Source organism: Pseudomonas oryzagri (genome assembly GCF_020831405.1).
Classification (GTDB): Bacteria; Pseudomonadota; Gammaproteobacteria; order Pseudomonadales; family Pseudomonadaceae; genus Geopseudomonas; species Geopseudomonas oryzagri.
In genome coordinates, this window is sequence record NZ_JAJHPU010000008.1 from 143,901 (window position 1) to 164,989 (window position 21,089).

The window sequence follows — 21,089 nt, forward strand, 5'->3', positions numbered from 1 at the left end:
CCCCCACTTAACCTCTACCCCCATTAAAACCGATGGAAACCAGACCGCCCTCAATAGCAGCAAGGTAAGCTAGGCATACCGAATCAAGGCTTGTTGGATTCTCGACCTCGTCGACTCCATTCGAATAAAGGTCAGCCTTCCAGACACCATCAACTAGCACCCCGACATCAACATCACCCCTAAAACCTTTATCAATAACAAGATGCCTTCGTTCCAAGTCAGGCATTTTGAATGGAAGCGCTGCAGTCCCTAGATGGGCCTTGGCTGCAGCACCCAAAGCGATCTCAAGTCGACGCGCATTGGGATCGTAGCTATCTGGTCGATATATTGAGCAAGTAACTCTCGGAGAGACAACAGAGAGGATAACTTTAGCAAGTGCCGACTTGACCTGTGAAATTGCCTGCCGATCATCCCTTTGGTGAGAATAATCGTAGATGAACATCTCCCCACCCCACCGCCCATCGATAACCGCACCACGAAGAGTTTGCAAGCCGTTTTGGTAACGACTGACATAATGTCCTTCAGTTACACGGTAAGAAATACCCGAATCAACACGAAATGGCTCATGAATATTCGCATATTCAAAGACGGGGAGAATGAAAGGCAAGTTCCCTTGAACTGGATATTCGCCGCCCCTCACCTCAACTGAGACGTGGTACGAAACATCCGAATACCGATGCGGTTGCTGGCGACCACCAGGCCCACTTGGCCACTTTTCGATCTCAATGCTAATGCTAATCCCATCTACCAACGACCCTACACTTATTGCCTTATCCAACCCTTCAAGCTCAGCGAGGCGGGCAACGAACGCCATGTAGTTGAATGGGATACCTGAACTGCTCGCGGGCATTTTCAACCCCGCAACTAGGGATGCATATGTTTTTTTTCCGAAGCCCCGTGCCAACGCCTCATTAAGCTTCGAGCGTGACAACGGAAATAGCGCCAATGCGGCTGTATGAATCTGACGAGCGAAAGCATCAAATTCAGATTGAGTTTTGTGCAGAAAATGCATTCTGAAATTCTCCATATTCCATCCGCCGGTCTGCCGATTACTCGCGGCCAGAAAGAGAGATTTCAGGCTTGCGATAAAAGAGGGGGGATCTTGCGTCACGGTATAGTGCGGCAGCAGCTAAGGTAGTGAACCCGGCCTAAAACCTTGAAACCAACCTAGCAAGCGCCCTCTAAAAAAGCAACCGTAATGTCTAAACCCCAACAAATCAGCTAGGCAACAGTACAACCCTGCCCACCCGACGGACCCTCCACTTTCCAGCCGCCCCCGTCAGGCCACCCCACCCACCAACACTCGCCAAGCCACCCTATCCGCCTCCCGCAACCGCCTCTCCAGCCCCTCCTGCACGGCCCTGTGCAGCTCCGCCACCTGCGCGCGGTACGTCCGCTCGCTGATCGCCGCAGCAGCGAGCTGGGCCGGGCAACCGGGTGCCTTTCGGCTGGCTACCATTGCTCGTTAGTAACGCGCGGCGTTACCCTGCCTGCCATGGCGATCAATTCATTCAAGTGCCGCGATACCGAAAGCCTGTTCGACGGTGATCGCGTGCGACGTTTCGTGAACATCGAGGCCGTCGCCATGCGCAAGCTGGCGATGCTGAACCGTGCCGGGCGCCTGGACGATCTGCGGGTGCCGCCCGGCAACCGGCTGGAGGCACTCAAGGGCGACCGGCTCGGGCAATACAGCATCCGCATCAACGACCAGTGGCGGGTGTGCTTCCGCTGGTCGGATGCCGGCGCAGACGATGTTGAAATCGTGGACTACCACTGAGGAGGTGAGCATGCGCGCAGTAGCCTACCCACATCCGGGCGAGATTCTGCTCGAAGAGTTCCTCAAGCCGATGGGGATCACCCAGTACCGGCTGGCCAAGGAGATCGGCGTGCCGCAGCGGCGTATCGGCGAGATCGTGGCCGGCAAACGTGCCGTGACCGCCGACACCGGTCTGCGCCTGGCGCGCTTCTTCGGCATGTCGGAAGACTTCTGGATCGGCCTGCAGTCGGACTACGATCGTGAGATGACCAAGGACGCCATCGCCGCGACGCTGGCGAAGATCCGCCCATGGGCCGAGACGCATCCGGTCCATACATGAAACGGCGCGGGTAATAGGCGTTCGAGCGTTTCCAGGCAGGCCAAGGCTTCGCCGGCGCCCTGCCCCGCACCTCCTCACTCCGCCATTCCAGGCGGCCAGCATCGCCATCCCTACCACCACAGAGCCACGCGCTCCGGCACCCGTTGCACCGCAAGCACCACTGGTTGGCCGTTTGCACACTCCCTCGACCAAACTCGACGAAGATTGCGATAGCCTCTCTCCAGCATCATCACGATAGGGATATCGAAAATGCGTGAGCACCAGAAGCACAGCTTCACCACCCACGACGGCGTCGCGCTGAGCTACCGCCACTGGCCTGCCGCTGACAACAGCGTGCAGAAGCCGCGGCAGGCAGTGGTGATGTTTCATCGCGGCCACGAGCACTCCGGGCGCATGGCTCATCTGGTCGACGAGCTGGACCTGCCCGGCGTCGACTTCTTCGCCTGGGACGCCCGCGGCCATGGCGAGTCGCCGGGTGCGCGCGGCGACAGTCCGAGCTTCGGCACCAGCGTGCGCGATGTGCAGACCTTCATCGACCACCTCGGCGCCAGCCATGGCATCGCCGAGGAGGACATGGCGGTGCTGGCGCAGAGCGTCGGCGCGGTGATCGCGGCGACCTGGGTGCACGACTACGCGCCGAAGATCCGCGCTCTGGTGCTCGCCTCGCCGGCGTTCAAGGTCAAGCTCTACGTGCCGTTCGCCCGCCCGGGCCTCAAGCTGCTGCGCGCCTGGCGCGGCAATTTCTTCGTCGATAGCTACGTGAAGGCGAAATTCCTCAGCCACGACCCGGCGCGCATCGCCAGCTTCGACAGCGACCCGCTGATCGCCAAGGCCATCTCGGTGAACATGCTGCTCGGCCTGTACGACGCCGCCGAGCGGGTGGTGGCCGATGCCCAGGCCATCCAGGTGCCGACCCAGTTGCTGATCTCCGGCGCGGATTTCGTCGTGCACCGGAAGCCGCAGGAGCGCTTCTTCGCCCGGCTGGGCAGCGTGCGCAAGGAGAAGCACGTGCTGCCCGGCTTCTTCCACGACACCCTCGGCGAGCGCGACCGCCACCTGGCGGTGCGGCGCGCGCGGCGCTTCATCGTCGAGAACTTCGCCCAACAGGCGACGCGCCCGTCGCTGCTGGGCGCCGACCGCCTCGGCGCGACCTGCGCGGAGGCCGAGGCGTTGGCCGCGCCGCTGCCGGCCAATTCCCCGCGCGAGCTGTACTGGCGGGCCACCCGCGCCGGCCTGAAGATCGGCGCGGGCCTGTCCGAGGGGGTGAAGCTCGGCCACGCCACCGGCTTCGACTCGGGCAGCACCCTGGACTACGTGTACCGCAACCAGCCCTCCGGCAGCACGGCGCTGGGCAAGCTGGTCGACCGCGCCTACCTGGAGTCCATCGGCTGGCGCGGCATCCGCCAGCGCAAGCTGCACGCCGAGGAGCTGCTGCGCCTGGCAATGGCGAAGCTGCGCGAGCAGGGCCGCGCCGTGCGCATCGTCGACATAGCCGCCGGCCACGGCCGCTACATCCTCGAAGCACTGCAGGGCGTCGCGCCGCTGCCCGAAGCCATCCTGCTGCGCGACTACAGCGACATCAACGTGCGCGACGGTCAGGCGCTGATCGAGTCGCTGGGCCTCGGCGCCGTCGCCCGCTTCGCCAAGGGCGACGCCTTCGACCGCGCCGATCTGGCCGCCCTCGACCCGCGCCCCAGCCTCGCGGTGGTCTCGGGGCTCTATGAGCTGTTCAGCGACAACGCCATGGTCGGCGGCTCGCTGGCCGGGCTGGCCGAGGCCGTCGAGCCGGGCGGCTATCTGGTCTACACCGGGCAGCCCTGGCATCCGCAGCTGGAGATGATCGCCCGCGCGCTGACCAGCCACCGCGAGGGGCAGCCCTGGGTGATGCGCCGCCGCAGCCAGGCGGAGATGGATCAGTTGGTGGAAGCCGCCGGTTTCCGCAAGCTGACCCAGCGCATCGACGAGTGGGGCATCTTCACCGTGAGCCTGGCGCAGAAGGTGGAATGATGGCCGCCTCGTCGCCGGTGACGCGCCAGCCGGGGCTGTGGAGACGGGCGCTGGCCTGGCTGCTATTGCTCGGCCCGTTCTTTTTCGCCAGCTACGGGCTGGCGACCTGGGTCAGCGCGCAACGCAGCGACGTCGGCAGCCTGGTGTTCGCCTGGGAGGTGCACATGCCCTTCTGGGCCTGGACCATCGTGCCCTACTGGTCCATCGACCTGCTCTACGGCCTCTCGCTGCTGGTCTGCAGCACGCGGCGGGAGCTGGACGGCCATGCCCGCCGGCTGCTTACCGCGCAGGTCGTTGCGGTCGGCTGCTTCCTGCTGTTCCCGCTGCGCTTCACCTTCCCGCGCCCGGAAATCGACGGGCTGTTCGGCCTGTTGTTCGAGCTGCTCGGCGCCTTCGACAAGCCGTTCAACCAGGCGCCGTCGCTGCACATCGCCCTGCTGGTGATCCTCTGGGTCTGCTTCGCCCGGCATGTGCGCGGCGCCTGGCGCTGGCTGCTGCACGGCTGGTTCGCGCTGATCGGGCTGTCGGTGCTGACCACCTGGCAGCACCACTTCATCGACCTGCCCAGCGGCGCGCTGCTCGGCTGGCTGTGCGTCTGGCTGTGGCCGCTCGACCGCCCGGGCCCGCTGAGCACGTGGCAGCCGGCGCGCGACGCGCGGCGCCGCTCGCTGGCGCTGGGCTACGCGCTGGGTGCGGCGCTCTGCGCCCTACCCGCCTTCGCCCTCGGCGGCGCCTGGCTGTGGCTGTTGTGGCCGGCGGTGTCGCTGCTGCTGGTGGCGCTCAACTACGCCCTGCTCGGCGCGGCGGGTTTCCAGAAGGGTGCCGATGGTCGGCTGAGCAGCGCCGCGCTCTGGCTGCTGGCGCCGTATCTGGCCGCCGCCTGGCTCAATTCGCGGCTCTGGACCCGCCGCCGACCCGAGCCTGACGCGGTGGTCGAAGGCATCTGGCTGGGCCGGATTCCCTCCGCCCGGGAGCTTGCCCGCGGCCCCTTCACCGGGGTGATCGACCTGTGTGCCGAGCTGCCCCTGGCGCCCGGCCTGTGCAACTACCGCAGCCTGCCGCAGCTCGATCTGGTGGCGCCGAGCGCCGCGCAATGCCTGGCCGCGGCCGAGGCGATCGAGTCGGCGCGGCGGCGCGGGCCCATCCTGGTCTGCTGCGCGCTGGGCTATTCGCGCAGCGCCACCGCCGTCGCCGCCTGGCTGCTGCACAGCGGCCGCGCACGGGATGTGGACTCCGCCATCGAGCAGATCCGCCGAGCCCGCCCGCAGGTCATGCTTGGCGCGCAGCAGCGTCTGGCCCTGGCGCAACTCGCCGGATCGCTTCGCCGCACACTGTCGGAAGGTACGGAGGCCGAGCATGCCGGCTGAAGCGCAGGTCATGGCCGCCCTGCTGCGCCAGGGCCGCATCCTCGACGGCCTGTCCGGGGCACTGCTAGTGGCGGGGGTCGTCTTCGGGTTCGGCCAGTTGCTAGTGGAACACGCAGATCCGCTGCTGGCCGCCATCTGCCTGGCGCTGGTGCTGGTCGGTCTGGTGCAGAAATACCTGGCGCTGCGGGTCGCCTTCGACGCCGAGCTGTTCGCCCGGCTGGAGACGCTCGGCCTCGACGAGCTGGACGCCGGCTTGCTCGGCCTCGGCCTGCTGCCGCCGCAGCGGGCCGGACGGCCGCTGGCCGAACGCTGCCGTGGCGCCCTGCGCCTGCTCAAACGCCAGGCGCTGTGCGTGGCCACCCAAGGGCTGTTGGCACTGGGCGGCATACTGCATGCCCTGCTGGCGGCGCTGGCGGGCTAAGGCCGCCCCCTCTCTGGGACGCCGCAGTCAGCGTCTGCTAGGGCACAGGCCGCCGAATAACGTGACGCAGGCTGGCTTGCTCAGACGCGTCCAATCCTCATGTTGATGGGCCAGGAAATGGCCTGCCTGTTCGCCGGATCGCCCCAGAGGGCGGCGATGTCGTCGGCGAAGCGCTGCAGGATGTCCTCCCGCCCCGCCTCGCGTGCCCGGCGCACGGCCGACCAGGTGGCGATATAGCCGAGAAACTCCGCCAGATCCCAGTCGAGGCGGATCGCCATGGCCGGTGGGTCGAGCGGCGCGAACGGGAAGTCGAGGGTGGCGTAGCCGCTGTCCACCAGTCGCCGCTCGGCCGGCCAGTAGGGGCCGATCTCCTGCCAGTAGAACTGCTGGAAGCGGGCGTCCAGGGCATCGTCCAGGCGCAGCACGCCGTAGCTGATCAGCGCCAGCACGGCGCCGGGCCGGGCGATGCGCCGCACCTCGGCGTAGAAGGCCGGCAGATCGAACCAGTGCGCGGCCTGCGCAGCGGTGATAAGGCTCGCGCTGCGGTCCGCCAGCGGCATCCGCTCCGCGGGCGCGCAGCGATAGTCGAGATTGGCCCGGGGCGTGGCGTGCGCCACCTGATCGGCGCTCGGGTCCAGCCCGACGACGGCCCTGAAATGCTCCGCCAGTTGCCCGGTGAGCTGGCCGTTGCCGCAGCCGACATCCACGGCGAGGGCGGCATCGGGCGCCACCGAGGCCAGGTAGGCGGCAAGTTCGGCGGGATATTCCGGGCGGAAGCGGGCGTAGGCCTCACCGCCCTGATCGAACCAGTTTTTCAACCCGCCGGGGGTGCCGCTCATTGCTCGACTCCTTCCTGCCGACCGTTCTTGATGTGCGTCAGGCGCTGCGCGAAACCTTGCCGCTCCAGCGCTTTCGCCGCGTCCTCGAGGGCGCGGCGCAGCGGATGGCCGATCTCCTCCTCGAGTTCCTCGATCGCCGCGAAGGTCGCGCGCCAGTGCTCGTTCAGCGTGGCCAGCAGCTCCTCGCCCTGGGGGGTGAGGCGAATACTGTTCTTGCGCCCATCCTCGACGCGATGGCGGGAAATCACCCCGTCGCTCTCCATGTGGCCCACCGTCTGGCTGATGGCGCCCTGGGTCAGGCGGGTGCGCGCGGTGATCTCGGTGACCGTCCTGGCACCCGCCTGGATGGCCCGCAGCACCGGCGTATAGCGCGCCCGATACTGCAGGTCCATCTGTCGGTAGTGCTCCTCGGCGCCCTGCTCCACCAGCTCCAGGACGTAACGGAGCAGCTCGCCCAGGCCGGGTTCGTTTCTCTGCTTCATGACTGCGACCTTCGCTTGCCGATGGCAACTACATTAGAGCTAATGCAAGTTGCCGGCAATTGCCCTCCGACGCGCTGCCGCAAGGTGGCCTGAGCCACGCCTACCCTGTCTTCAGACGATCCGGCAGGGAATCCACGCATCCTCGTCGACGCCGTACACCGCGCACAGGCGGTGGTAGCCGTCGGCGATCACCAGCCGGCCGTTGGCCTCGTCGCGCACCAGCAGCAGCGGCGACAGCGGCTTGCCGTCGCGGATCCGGTGGCGGTCCTTGTCGATGTGGGAGTTGCTGACGCCGAGCAGCGACAGCTGCGAGGCGCGGAAGATGTCCTTGGCCTTGAAGCGCTCCGGGGGCGCCGCGCGCAGGGCGGCGACCAGCTCGGCGCTGCGCGCCGCGGGGTACAGCAGGCTCAGGTACGACTGCGCGGCCGGGTAGTCGTGCTCCTGCGGCGCGTCCAGCCAGGCAATCGGCGGCGGGGTCTTGCTGGACATGATCGGGCTCCGGGAGTGGACGGCGCCGGCGTGCTCCGGCGGCGCGACTGGTTCCCAGATCATAGCCCCGGACCGCACTGGCCCCTGCCCTGCCTCCACTCCCACCCCCCAACCGCGACTGTCCACCCGGCAACATGTGGCGCTGCCAACAGCGCCTAAATAAATAACCAAAAAGTATTTAATTAAATTCTTTTAGATCATTTAGATTGAATAGACCGGACCACCGGACCCGCACGACCGTCTAGATCGCGCCCGTGGCCCGTCCTCCATTCGCCACGCGCCGACCCGATCCGTCGCCCGAGGTGGACCATGCCGCACAGCCCGATTTCACGTCGCCCTCTTCGCCCCGCCGCCCTCCGCGCGGGCCGGCCGCGTGCTGCGCGGCCAACAGTCCGCGTACTGTTCGCCCAGCAACAGTCGATCAACAGCAGCGCTGCCAAGCCAACAGCGAGCCGGCGCCAGAACGCCGTAATTACCTGATTTCACAGCATTTATTTCCTGGCACGGGGTTTGCCATATCCCCGTACCTCATCCTGAGCCACAAGGAATCCGCACATGAGCACTCCCCTCAAAGTCGTCGCCGTCACCGGCAGCACCTTCCGTCCCTCGCGCACCCTGGTGCTGACCGAGGCGCTGGTCGCCGAGCTCGGCCATCACCTGCCGATCGACAGCCGCATCATCGAGCTGGGCGACATCGTCCGGCCGCTGGGTGGCGCGCTGTCGCGCAAGGAACTGCCGGAGACCGTCGAGCACGAGTTGCGCGCCATCGAGTCGGCCGACCTGCTGATCGTCGCCGCGCCGGTCTACCGCGGCTCCTATCCGGGCCAGTTCAAACACCTGTTCGACCTGATCGGCCAGGACGCGCTGGTCGGCACCCCGGTGCTGCTCGCCGCCACCGGCGGCAGCGACCGCCACGCGCTGGTGATCGACCACCAGCTGCGCCCGCTGTTCAGCTTCTTCCAGTCGGTCACCCTGCCGATCGGCGTGTACGCCTCCGAAGCCGACTTCAGCAACTACCAGATCAGCAGCGAGCCGCTGAAGGAGCGCGTGCGCCTGGCCATCGCCAGCGCCCTGCCGCTGCTCGGCACCGCGAGCCGCGACCTGCGCAAGATCGCCTGAAGCCAGCCGTAGCGACCAGCACCTGCGCCGGGGCGGCTGCCGCGCCCCGCGCCCTTTCCCCCGGAGGAACAGCGAGTGACCGCCATCCACAACCACAAAGTGCTGCCACCCCTGCACCTGGCCCGCAAGCTGGCGGCCGAGTTCGCCGAGAACGCCGTCGAGCGCGACCAGCGCGGCGGCACTCCCAAGGCCCAGCGCGACGCGCTGCGCGACAGCGGTCTGCTGGCCCTGAGCATCCCGCGCCAGTACGGCGGCCAGGGCGCCGGCTGGAGCGAGACCTTCGAGGTCGTCCGCGAGTTCGCCCGCGTCGACAGCTCCATCGCCCACGTCTACGGCTTCCAGCACCTGATGCTGGCCACAGTGCGCCTGTTCTCCCGCCCGGACCAGTGGCAGCCGTGGTTCGAGCACACCGCGCGCAACAACTGGTTCTGGGGCAACGCCCTCAACCCGCTGGACACCCGCACCCTGTCGAAGAAGCGCGACGGCTGGCGCGAGTTCTCCGGGCGCAAGAGCTTCTGCTCGGGCTCGGCCGACTCGGAAATGCTGATCGCCTCGGCGCTCGACGAAACGACCAGCGGCAAGCTGCTGATCGCCGCCATTCCCAGCAGCCGCACCGGCATCACCCTGCACGGCGACTGGGAAAACATGGGCCAGCGGCAGACCGACAGCGGCAGCGTCAGCTTCGAGCGCGTGCGCGTCGAGGAGAACGAGCTGCTGCTCGAACCCGGCCCGCTGAGCACGCCGTTCGCCTGCCTGCGCCCGCTGATCGCCCAGCTCACCTTCGCCAACCTGTTCCTCGGCATCGCCGAGGGCGCCTTCGCCGAGGCGCGCCACTACACGCTCAAGGAGAGCCGGCCGTGGTTCAAGTCCGGCGTCGAGCACCCCGGCGAGGACCCCTACGTGCTGCGCCACTACGGCGAGTTCTGGGTCGGCCTGGAAGGCGTGCGTCTGTTGGTCGAGCGCGCCAACGCCCAGCTCGACGAGGCCTGGCGCAAGGAGCACCACCTCGGCGCCGAGGAACGCGGCCGCCTGGCGGTCGCGGTGGCCAGTGCCAAGGTCGCCGCCAGCCGGGTCGGCCTCGACCTCACCAGCCGCCTGTTCGAAGTCACCGGCGCGCGCGCGACCCACGCCGCCCTGCGCCTGGACCGCTACTGGCGCAACCTGCGCACCCAGACCCTGCACGACCCGGTGGACTACAAGCTCCGCGAACTGGGCGACTGGGCGCTGAACGCCGCGCTGCCCACTCCCACCTTCTATTCGTAGCGACTGCCATGGAACTGTTGACCCTCCCGCACTCCCCCGCCCTCGCCACCTCGATCCGCGCCACCGCGCAGGTATTCGAGGATGCCAAGTCGCAAGCCCTGCTCGCCCACCTGCAGCAGGTCGCACCCAGCGACGCCAGCGTGCTGATCATCGGCGAAACCGGTACCGGCAAGGAGCTGGTCGCCCGCCACCTGCACAATCTCAGCGCCCGTCGCGGCGGGCCGTTCGTCGCGGTGAACTGCGGCGCCTTCTCGGAAACCCTGGTGGAAGCCGAGCTGTTCGGCCACGAGAAGGGCGCCTTCACCGGCGCCCTGAGCGCCAAGGCCGGCTGGTTCGAGGAGGCCAACGGCGGCACCCTGTTCCTCGACGAGATCGGCGATCTGCCGATGCCGATCCAGGTCAAGCTGCTGCGCGTGCTGCAGGAGCGCGAGGTGGTGCGCCTCGGTTCGCGCAAGAGCATCCCGATCAACGTGCGGGTGCTGGCGGCGACCAACGTGCAGCTGGAGAAGGCGATCAACGCCGGGCACTTCCGCGAGGACCTCTACTACCGGCTCAACGTGGTCAGCCTCAACCTCAGCCCGCTGCGCGACCGCCCCGGCGACGTGCTGCCGCTGGCCCGCCACTTCATCGGCGAGTACAGCCGGCGCCTGGGCTACAGCGGCGTGCGCCTGGGCGCCGACGCCGAGGAGAAGCTGCTCGGCTACGGCTGGCCGGGCAACATCCGCGAGCTGGAGAACGTCATCCACCACACCCTGCTGCTGTGCCGCGAGCAGCTGATCCGCGCCGATGACCTGCACCTCTCCAACCTGCGCATCGAACGCCAGGCCGAGGCCGCGCAGGTAGCGGACGAGTCGGCCGACGCGCTGCTGCAGCGCGCCTTCCTCAAGCTGTTCGAGGAACAGAGCGGCGCCCTGCACGAGAAGGTCGAGGAGTCGCTGCTGCGCGCCGCCTACCGCTTCTGCCACTACAACCAGGTGCACACCGCCAACCTGCTCGGCCTCAGCCGCAACGTCACCCGCGCGCAGCTGATCAAGTTCGGCGAGCTGGTGGTCAACCGCCGCCGCCCGGCCGCTGCGGCGGGGAGCGGCAAGGTGGTCAGCCTGTCGATCTGAGCGGAGCGGCGCGCGCCGGCGTGCCGGGCCGTGGCTACTGATGGCGACGCTTCTAAATCAATAATAAAAAATTATTTAATTTTAAATTTTTAGAACCATATTCTTTATCGAACCGGACCACCGGACGTGCAGTTCTCACCCAGTCCCGTGATTCGGCCTCCCCGTACAACGGCCGGCCGCCTGTCGAGGAGTATCGTCATGATCCATTCCCTGTTCCCCCGCCGCCTGCTCGCGGCGCTGACCTTCGGCGGCCTGGCCCTGGGCGCCAATGCCGCCGACTTCACCGTGGCCTACCAGACCAGCGTCGACCCGGCCAAGGTGGCCCAGGCCGACGGCGCCTACGAGAAGGCCAGCAACTCCACCATCGAGTGGCGCAAGTTCGACGGCGGCGCCGAGGTGATCACCGCGGTCGCCTCGGGCGACGTGCAGATCGGCTACGTCGGCTCCAGCCCGCTGGCCGCGGCGGCCAGCCGGCAGCTGCCGGTGCAGACCTTCCTGATCGCCGCCCAGCTGGGTGCCGCCGAGGCGCTGGTGGCGCGCGACGGCGCGGGCATCGCCAAGCCGGCGGACCTGATCGGCAAGAAGGTCGCCGTGCCCTTCGTCTCCACCGGCCACTACAGCCTGCTGGCGGCGCTCAAGCACTGGCAGATCGACCCGGCCAAGGTGCAGATCCTCAACCTGGCGCCGCCGGCGATCATCTCCGCCTGGCAGCGCGGCGACATCGACGCCACCTACGTGTGGGACCCGGCCCTCGGCGTGGCCAAGGCCAACGGCAAGGTGCTGATCACCTCGGGCGAACTGGGCGAGCTGGGCGCACCGACCTTCGACGCCTGGATCGTGCGCAAGGACTTCGCCGAGAAGCACCCCGAAGCGGTGCGCGCCTTCGCCAAGGTCACCCTCGACGCCTACGCCGCCTACCGCAAGGACCCGCAGGCCTGGCTGGCCGACGCCGACAACATCGCCAAGCTGGTCAAGCTCAGCGGCGCCAAGGCCGAGGACATCCCGCTGCTGCTGCAGGGCAACGTTTTCCCGCTGGCCGCCGACCAGGTCACCGCCCTGGGTGCGCCGACCGTGCAGGCGGTGACCGAAACCGCCCGCTTCCTCAAGGAGCAGGGCAAGGTCGACGCCGTGCTGCCCGACTACGCCCCCTACGTCAGCAACCGGTTCGTCGCCAACTGAGGCTCTTCGCCAACCGAGCCACCGGGGCGGGCCGCGCCCGCCCCGGACTTGTTCCTCCCGCAGCGAGAACCGCCATGGCCCTACTGCAACTGGAGCGCATCAGCGCACAGTACCCGGGCGCAAGCCAGCCGGTACTGACCGACATATCCCTGAGCCTGGGTCCCGACCAGCTGCTGGTCGCCCTCGGCCCTTCCGGCAGCGGCAAGACCAGCCTGCTCAACCTGATCGCCGGCTTCGTGGCGCCCAGCGGCGGACGCCTGACCCTCGACGGCCGGGCCATCGCCGGCCCTTCGGCCGAGCGCGGCGTAGTGTTCCAGGACGACGCCCTGCTGCCCTGGCAGAACGTGCTGGACAACGTCGCCTTCGGCCTGCGCCTGGCCGGCACGCCGCGCAGCCAACGGGAAGCGCGCGCCCGCGAGCTGCTCGCCCTGGTGGACCTGGCCGGCTTCGAGCAACGGCGTATCTGGGAGCTTTCCGGCGGGCAGAAGCAGCGCGTGGGTCTGGCCCGCGCGCTGGCCGCCGACCCGCGCGTGCTGCTGATGGACGAGCCGTTCGGCGCGCTCGATGCGTTCACCCGCGAACAGATGCAGGAGCTGCTCCTGCAGGTCTGGCGGCGCACCGCCAAGCCGGTGTTCCTGATCACCCACGACATCGAGGAAGCGGTGTTCCTGGCCAGCGACCTGCTGCTGCTCGAACCCGACCCCGGCCGCATCGGCGAGCGTCTGCAACTCGACTTCGGCCGCCGCTACGCCGCCGGGGAAAGCGCGCGGGCGATCAAGTCGGACCCGCGCTTCATCGAAACCCGCGAGCACGTGCTGGCCCGGGTGTTCGCCCAACGTCAGAGGAAACCCGCATGAGCAGCCTCGAAGTGTCCCTGCCGGCAGCCGCCGGCCAGCGCGCGCAGCTCCGCCCGCGCCAGCCGCTCAGCCTGTTCGCCATCGGCAGCCTGAGCCTGGCCGGCCTGCTGACCCTGTGGTGGGCGGTGACCACCACAGGGCTGATCGAACCGCTATTTTTGCCCAGCCCGCAGGCCGTGCTGCAGCGCGCCTGGCGCCTGCTCGGCGAAGGCTACATGGGCGCCAGCCTGTGGCAGCACCTGGCCGCCAGCCTCGGGCGCATCGGTGTGGCCCTGCTGTTCGCGGTGGCGACCGCCGTGCCGCTGGGCATCGCCATCGGCCGCAACCGCGTGGTGCGCGGCCTGTTCGATCCGCTGATCGAGTTCTACCGGCCGATTCCGCCGCTGGCCTACCTGCCGCTGATCGTCATCTGGTGCGGCATCGGCGAGCTGTCCAAGGTGCTGCTGATCTATCTCGCGATCTTCGCGCCGATCGTCATCGCCACCGCCACCGGCGTGCGCACGGTCGATCCGGCCCGCCTGCGCGCCGCCCAGTCGCTCGGCGCCAGCCAGGCGCAGCTGATCCGCCACGTGATCCTGCCCAGCGCCCTGCCGGACATCCTCACCGGCATCCGCATCGGCCTGGGCGTCGGCTGGTCGACCCTGGTCGCCGCCGAGCTGATCGCCGCCACCCACGGCCTGGGCTTCATGGTGCAGTCGGCCGCGCAGTTCCTGGTCACCGACGTGGTGATCGTCGGCATCCTGGTCATCGCCCTGATCGCCTTCGCCCTCGAACTCGGCCTGCGCGCCCTGCAGCGCAAACTGGTGCCCTGGCACGGCCGCGGCCACTGATCCGGACGCAGAAAAGCGCCCGCAAGCGGGCGCTTTTTCGACTCGGATCGATCAGGCGATCAGCTCGCCGATACGGGTTTCGGCGGCGGCGAAGGCCTTGTCGGCACCCTCGGCGCCCATCGCCAGGCCTTCGGCGTAGACGAACTCGACGTCGGTCATGCCGAGGAACGCCAGCACGCTCTTCAGGTAGGGCACCTGGGAGTCGGCCGGGGTGTCGCGGTACAGGCCGCCGCGCGCCAGGGCGACGTAAACCTTCTTGCCCTTGAGCAGGCCTTCCGGGCCGTTGGCGGTGTAGCGGAAGGTCACCCCGGCGCGGGCGATGGCGTCGATCCAGGTCTTCAGCTGCACCGGCACGCCGAAGTTGTACATCGGCACGCCGAGCACGATCACATCCACCGCCTGCACCTGGGCGATCAGCGCGTCGTCGAGGGCCACGCGGGCCGCCTGCTCGGCGCTGCGCTGCTCGGCCGGGGTGAACAGCGCGCCCAGCGCGGCCTCGTCGAGCACCGGGTGCGGGTCGCGGGCCAGGTCGCGCAGTTCGACCACCGCGTCCGGGTTCTGCGCCTGCAGGCGGGCGGTGATGGCGTCGGCCAGGCGGGTGGAGTTGGCACCGCTGGAGCGGGCGCTGGCGTTGATCTGCAGAATGTTCATGGTCGTTTCCTTGTGTGATTCGAGGCGATGATTCGGGGTAATGGTCGGGCGATTCAGTACAGCGGCAATTCGGTGGGACGCAGGTCGAACAGCAGCACCTCGGCATCTTCGCCGGCGCTGAAGTCGATCTCGCGAACGTTGCGCAGGCGGGCGCCGTCGCCGGCCTGCATGCGCTGGCCATTGACGGTCAGCGCGCCGCGCGCCACGTGGACGTAGGCGTAGCGGTTGTCCGCCAGCTCGAAGCGCTGGGCCTCGGCGCCGTCGAACAGGCCGGCGTAGACACGCGCATCCTGGTGGACCGACAGCGAACCTTCGGCGCCGTCCGGCGAGAGGATCAGGCGCAGCCGGCCGCGCTTCTCGGCGGCGGCGAAGTACTGCTGCTGGTAGCGCGGCTCGACGCCCTTGCGATTGGGCACGATCCAGATCTGCAGGAAGTGCACCGGCTCCTCGCGGGAGGCGTTGTACTCGCTGTGCCGCACGCCGGTGCCGGCGCTCATCAGCTGCACGTCGCCGGGACGGATCACCGAGCCGGTGCCCATCGAGTCCTTGTGCTCCAGCGCGCCTTCGAGCACGTAGGAGAAGATCTCCATGTCGCGGTGGCCATGGGTGTCGAAGCCGCGGCCCTGGCGCACGCGGTCGTCGTTGATCACCAGCAGGTCGGAAAAGCCGGTCTGCTGCGGGTCGTAGTAGCTGCCAAAGGAAAAGCTGTGCTGCGAATGGAGCCAGCCGAAATTGGCGAGACCGCGCTCGGCGGCAGGTCTGATTTCCAACATGTTGGTTCTCCGGCGTCTGGCTGCGACAGGGGCTGTGCAGCGGCGATGGAGAAACTTTACCCGTGTGCACTGATGCCAAATAGAGGACAATCACGAACACTCTGTTGACTTCAGGAGCAACAATGAACCGTCTGGATGCCATGGGCCTGTTCGTGCGGGTCGCCGAACTGGGCAGCTTCTCGGCCGCCGCCAACCAGCTGGGCGTGGCGCGTTCGGTGGTCACCCGGCAGATCGCCGCGCTGGAGGAGCACCTGGGCATCAAGCTGATGGTGCGCAGCACCCGGCGGCTGTCGCTGACCTCGGCGGGCAGCGCCTACCTGGACAAGTGCCGGGTGATTCTCGAACTGGTGGAAGAAGCCGAAGCCGGGGTGATGGAGGAGCGCCTGACGCCGAGCGGGCCGCTGCGCGTCAGCCTGCCGCTGAGCTTCGGCCTGCGCCGCCTGGTGCCGCTGCTGCTGGAGTTCTCGCAGACCTACCCGCAAATCAATCTGGCGATGGACTTCAGCGACCGACAACTGAACCTGATCGAGGAAGGCATCGACCTGTCGATCCGCATCACCGCCCAGCTCAATCCCGGGGAGATCGTGCGCAAGCTCGGCAACTGCCGGCTGCTCTGCGTCGTCGCGCCGGCCTATCTGGCCCGCCACGGCCGGCCGCAGCATCCCGGCGAACTCGACCGGTACGCGTGCCTGGGCTATTCGCCGCAGGCCAACAACCGCCCGTGGACCTTCCAGGTGGACGGCCAGCTGCAGTCCTTCTATCTGCCCTTGCGCCTGCAGGCCAACAACGGCGACGCGCTGGCCGAGGCGGCCGCGCAGGGGCTGGGCATCGCCGTGCAGCCGGACTTCATCGTCGCCGACCTGCTCGCGGCGGGGAAACTCGAGACCTTGCTGGAGGCCTTCGAACCGCCGGCGCTCGGCATCTACGCGGTGCTGCCCAGCAACCGCTACCTGCCGCAGCGCGTGCGCGTGCTGATCGAGTTCCTGTCCAGCCGGCTGGCCAGCGCCGCCTGAAGAAACGCGCACGGCCAAACCGGGACGCTTGCGCCCCGGCTAGGCCGTGCCCCTTGGATCAGGCTTCCTTGGCGCAGTCGCGCGGGGTGATGCCCTTCTCGGCGGCGTACTTGTGCGAGGACGCCTCGATGATCGGCCGCAGCAGGGCGCGGTCGGCCTGCACCCAGTCGCTGATCAGGTTCCACTTCTCGCCGTCCCACTGCTGGAAGCGCACCGCGCCGCCGCCCTCATGGTCGGAGCAGGACAGCTTGAGCGGCTGCACCAAGCCCTTGGCGCCGAGCGCGGCGAGGCGCGCGTCGTCCAGCTTGAGGTTCTCGAAGCCCCAGCGCACCTGCTCGCCGGTCAACGGCTGCTTGCCGAACTTCTCCTGGGCGATGCGTACCGCCTCGACGTTGAGGATGCCGTTGACCACGCCGAGGTTGTAGTAGACGGTGCCGAAGCGCTTGGGATCGGCGAGATCGCCCTGGCCCTTGTCGACCACTTCCTGCTTGATGCCCTGCAGCACCGGGAAGGCGGTGCCGGACGGGTGGGTGGTGATGGCGATGAAGCCCTTGGCCGCGGCGCCGGCCGGTGCGGCGTCTTCCTCGGAGTTGCTCCAGATGTTGCCGATGATCCGGTTGGCCGGGAAACCGACCTTCTGCGCGGTCTTCAGCGCCACCGGGTTCATCACCCCCCAGCCGCGCAGGATCACCCAGTCGGGCTTGTCGCGGCGGATGTTCAGCCACTGCGACTGCTGCTCGTTGCCCGGGTGCGGCACCTCCACCAGGCTTAGCGCGAAGCCGTACTTGTCGGCCAGGGTCTTCAGTACCTCGTTGGTTTCCTTGCCGTAGGGCGAGCCGTGGTAGAGGGTGACGATCTTCTGGCCCTTGAGCTTGTCAAGGCCGCCGGCCTGCTGGCCGATGTAGTTGATGATCGCCGACACCTCGGAATACGGGTTGAGCTGCAGCGGGAAGGCGTAGGGGAACACGCTGCCGTCGGTGGAGTCGGTGCGGCCGTGGTTGATGGTGATCAGCGGCAGCTTGTCGGCGGTGGAGCGGTCCAGGGTGGCGTAGGCGATGCCCACCGACAGCGGGTTGGTGGCCGCCGCCGGCGCGCCGTTGACGCCGCCCTTGAGGCGCTCGTAGCACTCGACGCCCTTCTCCACCACGTACTCGGTCTCGCACTCGCTCCAGGTCAGCTTGACGCCGTTGACCCCGCCGTTGGCGTTGACGTACTTGAGGTAGTCGATGAAACCGCCGAAGAAGCCGGTGCCGCCGGCCGCGTAGGGGCCGACCCGGTAGCTCTGCAACGGGAAGTACTGCTCGCCCTCGGCGTGCGCGGTGAGGGCCGTGGTGCCCAGGCTGATGGCCAGCGCCAGACTGCTGACGAAACTGCGTTTGAACATCGTGATTATCCTTGTCGAAGTGTGAGGAGTCGGGGCCGGACCGGCGTCCGGTAGTGCTTGGGATAGGGAAAACTCGGTTCAGTAGCGCAGCGGCCACAGCCGGGCGCGTTCGCGCAGGCGCCGCCACAGGCGGGCGAGCCCCTCCGGCTCCTTGATCAGGAAGGCGATGATCAGCGCGCCGAAGACGATCTTCTGCAGGTTCTCCAGCTGCCCGGCGTCGATCAGCCCGGCCGGCAGCAGGCCGGCGAGGTTGGAGAGCAGCAGCGGGAACAGCACGATGAAGGCGGCGCCGAGGAAGTTGCCGAGGATGCTGCCCAGGCCGCCGATGATCACGATGAACAGCACCTGGAACGAGCGGTTGAGATCGAAGCCGTGCGGCTCGACGGTGCCCAGGTAGGTGAACGCCCAGAGCGCGCCGGCGATGCCGAGGAAGAAGCCGCTGAGGGCGAAGGCCAGCAGCTTGGTCTTGAGCAGCGGGATGCCGATCACCGCGGCGGCGGTGTCCATGTCGCGCACCGCCATCCAGTTGCGGCCCAGCTCGCTGCGCACCAGGTTGTGGCCGAGCCAGAACAGCGCCGCCACCACGCCGAGGGTCAGCAGGTAGCGCCCGGCCGGCGAGCCGAAGTCGGCGCCGAGGATTTCCAGCTTCGGCGCCGTGATGACGCCGGACGGGTTGTCGTTGGAGAACCAGGAGAACTTGGTCAGCGCCCACTGCACGAAGAACTGCGCCGCCAGGGTCGAGACGATCAGGTAGAAACCCTTGATGCGCAGGCTGGGCAGGCCGAACAGCAGCGCCACCAGCGCGGCGACCACCCCGCCGAGCAGGAAGCTGGCCAACAGCGGCAGGCCCGCCACGCGCAGCTCGAAGTTGTAGGCGGCGAAGGCGCCCACCGCCATGAACGCCGCCGAACCCAGCGACAGCTGGCCGGCGTAGCCGGTCAACAGGTTCAGGCCCAGCCCGGCCAGCGACAGCACCAGGAAGGGAATCAGGATGGCGCTGAACCAGTAGTCGTTGCCGAGAAACGGCACCGCGCCGAAGGCGAAGGCCAGCAGCAGGGCCAGGCCCAGGCGGTCCTGGCGCAGGCGGAACAGGCGGCGGTCGTCGGCGTAGCGGGTGCTGAACTGGCCGGCTTCTTGATAGAGCATGAATTCGTCTCCGTAGAGTCCGCTCACGAGCGTCGCGAGCGAAGGTCAGGCAAGGCGGAATCGGCCGAAAAAGCGCAGTTTACGAGTGGGTAAATGAGCATTTTGAGGGCGATTCCAACGCAGCATTACCGAGCGCAGCAGCTCGTGGGCGGGCTCTTACACGCGCTCGATGGCGCGCTCGCCAAACAGCCCGGCCGGACGCACCAGCAGGAACAGCATGGCCAGCACATAGGGGAACCAGTTCTCGATGCCGCCGCCGACGAAGGGGCCGAGGTAGACCTCGGCGAGCTTCTCCGCGGCGCCGACGATCAGCCCGCCGGCGATGGCCCCGCCGATCGAGGTGAAGCCGCCGATGATCAGCACCGGCAGCGCCTTGAGCACCACCAGGGAGAGCGAGAACTGCACGCCGAGCCGCGCGCCCCACAACAGGCCGGCGACCAGGCCGACGAAGCCGGCCACCGCCCACACCACCGCCCAGATGCGCTGCAGGCGGATGCCCACCGCGAGCGCGGCCAGCGGATCGTCGGCCACCGCGCGCAGCGACAGGCCGATGCGGGTCTTGTTGAACAGCAGGGCGAGCAGCGCGACCAGCGCGGCGGCGGTGCCGGCGGCGAACAGGTCGAACTGCGAGAGCAACATGCCGCCGACCTCCAGCGGCTCGTCGCTGATGCCCAGCTCCAGGCCGTGCACCTGGGCGCCCCACAGCGCCTGGGCGAAGCCTTCGATCATGTACGACAGGCCCAAGGTGGCCATGAACAGGGTGATCGGCGAGAGGTTGACCAGCGGGCGCAGCACCGCGCGCTCGATCAACAGCGCCAGCGCGACCATCGTCGTCAGGGTGATCAGGAAGGCCAACCAGAACGGCACGCCGCGCTCCAGCAGGCTGACGAAGGTCAGCGCGGCGAACAGCACCATCGCGCCCTGGGCGAAATTGAACACGCCCGACGCCTTGTAGATCAGCACGAAGCCGATGGCGACCAGCGAGTACATCACCCCCGCCAGCAGCCCGCCGATCAGCACCTCGAAGAAGAATTCCATGTTGCGATTCCTGTTGCAGACATAAGGCGTCGCCGTCCGCCAATGCGGCGGCGCGGCCCGTAGGAGCCAGCTCGCTGGCGATGCTTTTGTGCGCCGATGGATCGCCAGTCGTAGGGTGGGAAACTCGCGCAGCGATTTCCCACGGGGTGGCCATCCACGCGGTGGCCTTCCAACAGCTGACCATTCACCACCGGTGGGCAAGGCTGCGCCGTTGCCCACCCTACCCACCACCTCGTCCCTAGTGCCGCGTGCCCAGGTAGGCGGCGATCACCTCGGGATCGCGGCGCACCTCTCCCGGCGGGCCGTCGCCGATCTTGCGACCGTAGTCGAGCACCACCACGTGGTCGGAGATGCCCATCACCACGCCGATGTCGTGTTCGATCAGCACCACCGTGGTGCCGTACTCGCGGTTGACCTCGACGATGAAGCGGCTCATCTCCGCCTTCTCCTCGGCGTTCATCCCCGCCATCGGCTCGTCGAGCAGCAACAGGCGCGGCTCGGCGGCCAGCGCGCGGGCCAGCTCGACGCGCTTCTGCAGGCCGTACGGCAGCCGGCCGACGATGGCGTCGCGCCACGGCTGGATGCGCAGGAACTCGATCACCCGCTCGGCCGCGGCGCGCTGGCGGTCGTCCTCGCCGGCCGCGCGACCGACGCGCAGCGCCTGCTCGATCCAGCTGCTGCGGCGCTTGAGGTTGCGCCCGGTGAGCACGTTGTCGAGCACGCTCATGCCCTTGAACAGCGCGATGTTCTGGAAAGTGCGGGCGATGCCCAGCTCGGCGGCGGCGTGCGGCCGCATGCTGCGCTGTTCGACCCGGTCGAAACGGATCAGGCCGGACTGCGGCCGGTACACACCGTTGATTATGTTCAAAAGCGAACTCTTTCCCGCGCCGTTTGGGCCGATCAGCGCGCAGATCTCGCCCGGCGCCACGGCGAAGCTGAGGTCGGTGATCGCCTTGACGCCCTTGAACGACAGGGAAATGTTTTGCAGCTCGAGCAACGGCGAGCTTGGCGGATGCGACATGT

The 21,089-nt window shown here is 67.8% G+C and carries 22 protein-coding genes; 12 read left to right on the forward strand and 10 right to left on the reverse strand.

The genetic code is table 11. The annotated features are described in order from the left end of the window. Positions 1–7 precede the first annotated feature (7 nt). A complete protein-coding gene (locus LMJ29_RS02625; RefSeq protein WP_229603774.1) occupies positions 8–1,012 on the reverse strand; it encodes a hypothetical protein in 1,005 nt (334 codons plus the stop codon). A 483-nt stretch (positions 1,013–1,495) separates the two neighbouring features. On the opposite strand from LMJ29_RS02625, the gene LMJ29_RS02630 reads away from it, so the two are divergent. The 5 genes from LMJ29_RS02630 (at position 1,496) to LMJ29_RS02650 (ending at position 5,891) form a co-directional block, all read left to right on the forward strand. Next, complete coding sequence (locus tag LMJ29_RS02630) at positions 1,496–1,777, forward strand: type II toxin-antitoxin system RelE/ParE family toxin (protein ID WP_090620123.1); 282 nt, start codon at positions 1,496–1,498, stop codon at positions 1,775–1,777. A gap of 10 nt (positions 1,778–1,787) precedes the next feature. After that, on the forward strand, positions 1,788–2,096 hold the full coding sequence (locus tag LMJ29_RS02635; protein ID WP_229603776.1) for a HigA family addiction module antitoxin: 309 nt from the start codon (positions 1,788–1,790) through the stop codon (positions 2,094–2,096). 249 nt (positions 2,097–2,345) lie between these two features. Next, a complete protein-coding gene (locus LMJ29_RS02640) occupies positions 2,346–4,103 on the forward strand; it encodes a bifunctional alpha/beta hydrolase/class I SAM-dependent methyltransferase (RefSeq protein WP_229603778.1) in 1,758 nt (585 codons plus the stop codon). Next, positions 4,103–5,470, forward strand: coding sequence for a phosphatase PAP2/dual specificity phosphatase family protein (locus LMJ29_RS02645; RefSeq protein ID WP_229603780.1), 1,368 nt, complete (start codon positions 4,103–4,105; stop codon positions 5,468–5,470). Before LMJ29_RS02640 ends, LMJ29_RS02645 begins: the two co-directional genes overlap by 1 nt. Then, positions 5,460–5,891 (forward strand): hypothetical protein, encoded by a 432-nt coding sequence (locus tag LMJ29_RS02650; RefSeq protein ID WP_229603782.1) that lies wholly within the window; start codon positions 5,460–5,462, stop codon positions 5,889–5,891. Before LMJ29_RS02645 ends, LMJ29_RS02650 begins: the two co-directional genes overlap by 11 nt. An 80-nt stretch (positions 5,892–5,971) precedes the next feature. Here the strand turns inward: LMJ29_RS02650 and LMJ29_RS02655 are convergent, their stop codons facing one another. The 3 genes from LMJ29_RS02655 to LMJ29_RS02665 all read right to left on the reverse strand — a co-directional run bounded on the left by LMJ29_RS02655 (position 5,972) and on the right by LMJ29_RS02665 (position 7,701). Then, positions 5,972–6,730 (reverse strand): class I SAM-dependent methyltransferase, encoded by a 759-nt coding sequence (locus tag LMJ29_RS02655; RefSeq protein ID WP_229603784.1) that lies wholly within the window; start codon positions 6,728–6,730, stop codon positions 5,972–5,974. After that, positions 6,727–7,212: a MarR family winged helix-turn-helix transcriptional regulator gene (locus LMJ29_RS02660; RefSeq protein ID WP_229603786.1), complete on the reverse strand. Its 486-nt coding sequence runs from the start codon at positions 7,210–7,212 to the stop codon at positions 6,727–6,729. Before LMJ29_RS02660 ends, LMJ29_RS02655 begins: the two co-directional genes overlap by 4 nt. A 111-nt stretch (positions 7,213–7,323) precedes the next feature. Beyond that, positions 7,324–7,701 carry a hypothetical protein gene (locus LMJ29_RS02665; protein ID WP_229603787.1) on the reverse strand — a complete coding sequence of 126 codons (378 nt, stop codon included), beginning with the start codon at positions 7,699–7,701 and terminating at the stop codon, positions 7,324–7,326. A 555-nt stretch (positions 7,702–8,256) separates the two neighbouring features. Between LMJ29_RS02665 and msuE the strand changes: the two genes are divergently transcribed. From msuE to tauC, 6 genes are all read left to right on the forward strand, one after another. Next, positions 8,257–8,820 (forward strand): FMN reductase, encoded by a 564-nt coding sequence (msuE, locus tag LMJ29_RS02670; RefSeq protein ID WP_229603788.1) that lies wholly within the window; start codon positions 8,257–8,259, stop codon positions 8,818–8,820. Positions 8,821–8,895: 75 nt separating this feature from the next. Continuing rightward, a complete protein-coding gene (locus tag LMJ29_RS02675) occupies positions 8,896–10,083 on the forward strand; it encodes an acyl-CoA dehydrogenase family protein (RefSeq protein ID WP_229603790.1) in 1,188 nt (395 codons plus the stop codon). A gap of 8 nt (positions 10,084–10,091) precedes the next feature. Continuing rightward, positions 10,092–11,195, forward strand: a complete 1,104-nt coding sequence (locus LMJ29_RS02680; RefSeq protein WP_229603791.1) for a sigma-54 interaction domain-containing protein — start codon at positions 10,092–10,094, stop codon at positions 11,193–11,195. A 198-nt stretch (positions 11,196–11,393) separates the two neighbouring features. Then, positions 11,394–12,374, forward strand: coding sequence for a taurine ABC transporter substrate-binding protein (tauA, locus tag LMJ29_RS02685; RefSeq protein ID WP_264758734.1), 981 nt, complete (start codon positions 11,394–11,396; stop codon positions 12,372–12,374). 74 nt (positions 12,375–12,448) lie between these two features. Next, complete coding sequence (gene tauB, locus LMJ29_RS02690; protein ID WP_229603793.1) at positions 12,449–13,231, forward strand: taurine ABC transporter ATP-binding subunit; 783 nt, start codon at positions 12,449–12,451, stop codon at positions 13,229–13,231. Further along, positions 13,228–14,061, forward strand: coding sequence for a taurine ABC transporter permease TauC (gene tauC, locus LMJ29_RS02695; RefSeq protein WP_229603794.1), 834 nt, complete (start codon positions 13,228–13,230; stop codon positions 14,059–14,061). The genes tauB and tauC overlap by 4 nt, the downstream gene beginning before the upstream one ends. Positions 14,062–14,112: 51 nt before the next feature. On the opposite strand, the gene LMJ29_RS02700 is transcribed toward tauC, so the two are convergent. Together LMJ29_RS02700 and LMJ29_RS02705 are read right to left on the reverse strand one after the other, a co-directional pair. Then, on the reverse strand, positions 14,113–14,712 hold the full coding sequence (locus LMJ29_RS02700) for an FMN-dependent NADH-azoreductase (RefSeq protein ID WP_229603796.1): 600 nt from the start codon (positions 14,710–14,712) through the stop codon (positions 14,113–14,115). Positions 14,713–14,765: 53 nt separating this feature from the next. Further along, entirely contained in the window at positions 14,766–15,485 is a 720-nt protein-coding gene (locus LMJ29_RS02705) for a pirin family protein (RefSeq protein WP_229603797.1), read from the reverse strand. A 122-nt stretch (positions 15,486–15,607) separates the two neighbouring features. Here LMJ29_RS02705 and LMJ29_RS02710 point away from each other — a divergent pair, with 122 nt between their 5' ends. Then, positions 15,608–16,498 carry a LysR family transcriptional regulator gene (locus tag LMJ29_RS02710; protein ID WP_229603799.1) on the forward strand — a complete coding sequence of 297 codons (891 nt, stop codon included), beginning with the start codon at positions 15,608–15,610 and terminating at the stop codon, positions 16,496–16,498. A 58-nt stretch (positions 16,499–16,556) separates the two neighbouring features. On the opposite strand, the gene LMJ29_RS02715 is transcribed toward LMJ29_RS02710, so the two are convergent. The 4 genes from LMJ29_RS02715 to LMJ29_RS02730 all read right to left on the reverse strand — a co-directional run bounded on the left by LMJ29_RS02715 (position 16,557) and on the right by LMJ29_RS02730 (position 21,087). Further along, positions 16,557–17,882 (reverse strand): ABC transporter substrate-binding protein, encoded by a 1,326-nt coding sequence (locus LMJ29_RS02715; RefSeq protein WP_229603801.1) that lies wholly within the window; start codon positions 17,880–17,882, stop codon positions 16,557–16,559. A 78-nt stretch (positions 17,883–17,960) separates the two neighbouring features. Continuing rightward, positions 17,961–19,028: a branched-chain amino acid ABC transporter permease gene (locus LMJ29_RS02720; protein ID WP_229603803.1), complete on the reverse strand. Its 1,068-nt coding sequence runs from the start codon at positions 19,026–19,028 to the stop codon at positions 17,961–17,963. A 156-nt stretch (positions 19,029–19,184) separates the two neighbouring features. Next, a complete protein-coding gene (locus LMJ29_RS02725; protein ID WP_229603805.1) occupies positions 19,185–20,066 on the reverse strand; it encodes a branched-chain amino acid ABC transporter permease in 882 nt (293 codons plus the stop codon). A 238-nt stretch (positions 20,067–20,304) separates the two neighbouring features. Next, on the reverse strand, positions 20,305–21,087 hold the full coding sequence (locus LMJ29_RS02730) for an ABC transporter ATP-binding protein (RefSeq protein ID WP_229603807.1): 783 nt from the start codon (positions 21,085–21,087) through the stop codon (positions 20,305–20,307). Positions 21,088–21,089 lie beyond the last annotated feature (2 nt).

Bases quoted from the DNA above. Each gene is read 5' to 3' on its own strand.
- LMJ29_RS02625 (WP_229603774.1), bottom strand. From the start codon at position 1,012: ATGCATTTTCTGCACAAAACTCAATCTGAATTTGATGCTTTCGCTCGT.
- LMJ29_RS02630 (WP_090620123.1), top strand. From the start codon at position 1,496: ATGGCGATCAATTCATTCAAGTGCCGCGATACCGAAAGCCTGTTCGAC.
- LMJ29_RS02635 (WP_229603776.1), top strand. From the start codon at position 1,788: ATGCGCGCAGTAGCCTACCCACATCCGGGCGAGATTCTGCTCGAAGAG.
- LMJ29_RS02640 (WP_229603778.1), top strand. From the start codon at position 2,346: ATGCGTGAGCACCAGAAGCACAGCTTCACCACCCACGACGGCGTCGCG.
- LMJ29_RS02645 (WP_229603780.1), top strand. From the start codon at position 4,103: ATGGCCGCCTCGTCGCCGGTGACGCGCCAGCCGGGGCTGTGGAGACGG.
- LMJ29_RS02650 (WP_229603782.1), top strand. From the start codon at position 5,460: ATGCCGGCTGAAGCGCAGGTCATGGCCGCCCTGCTGCGCCAGGGCCGC.
- LMJ29_RS02655 (WP_229603784.1), bottom strand. From the start codon at position 6,730: ATGAGCGGCACCCCCGGCGGGTTGAAAAACTGGTTCGATCAGGGCGGT.
- LMJ29_RS02660 (WP_229603786.1), bottom strand. From the start codon at position 7,212: ATGAAGCAGAGAAACGAACCCGGCCTGGGCGAGCTGCTCCGTTACGTC.
- LMJ29_RS02665 (WP_229603787.1), bottom strand. From the start codon at position 7,701: ATGTCCAGCAAGACCCCGCCGCCGATTGCCTGGCTGGACGCGCCGCAG.
- msuE (WP_229603788.1), top strand. From the start codon at position 8,257: ATGAGCACTCCCCTCAAAGTCGTCGCCGTCACCGGCAGCACCTTCCGT.
- LMJ29_RS02680 (WP_229603791.1), top strand. From the start codon at position 10,092: ATGGAACTGTTGACCCTCCCGCACTCCCCCGCCCTCGCCACCTCGATC.
- tauA (WP_264758734.1), top strand. From the start codon at position 11,394: ATGATCCATTCCCTGTTCCCCCGCCGCCTGCTCGCGGCGCTGACCTTC.
- tauB (WP_229603793.1), top strand. From the start codon at position 12,449: ATGGCCCTACTGCAACTGGAGCGCATCAGCGCACAGTACCCGGGCGCA.
- tauC (WP_229603794.1), top strand. From the start codon at position 13,228: ATGAGCAGCCTCGAAGTGTCCCTGCCGGCAGCCGCCGGCCAGCGCGCG.
- LMJ29_RS02700 (WP_229603796.1), bottom strand. From the start codon at position 14,712: ATGAACATTCTGCAGATCAACGCCAGCGCCCGCTCCAGCGGTGCCAAC.
- LMJ29_RS02705 (WP_229603797.1), bottom strand. From the start codon at position 15,485: ATGTTGGAAATCAGACCTGCCGCCGAGCGCGGTCTCGCCAATTTCGGC.
- LMJ29_RS02710 (WP_229603799.1), top strand. From the start codon at position 15,608: ATGAACCGTCTGGATGCCATGGGCCTGTTCGTGCGGGTCGCCGAACTG.
- LMJ29_RS02715 (WP_229603801.1), bottom strand. From the start codon at position 17,882: ATGTTCAAACGCAGTTTCGTCAGCAGTCTGGCGCTGGCCATCAGCCTG.
- LMJ29_RS02720 (WP_229603803.1), bottom strand. From the start codon at position 19,028: ATGCTCTATCAAGAAGCCGGCCAGTTCAGCACCCGCTACGCCGACGAC.
- LMJ29_RS02725 (WP_229603805.1), bottom strand. From the start codon at position 20,066: ATGGAATTCTTCTTCGAGGTGCTGATCGGCGGGCTGCTGGCGGGGGTG.
- LMJ29_RS02730 (WP_229603807.1), bottom strand. From the start codon at position 21,087: ATGTCGCATCCGCCAAGCTCGCCGTTGCTCGAGCTGCAAAACATTTCC.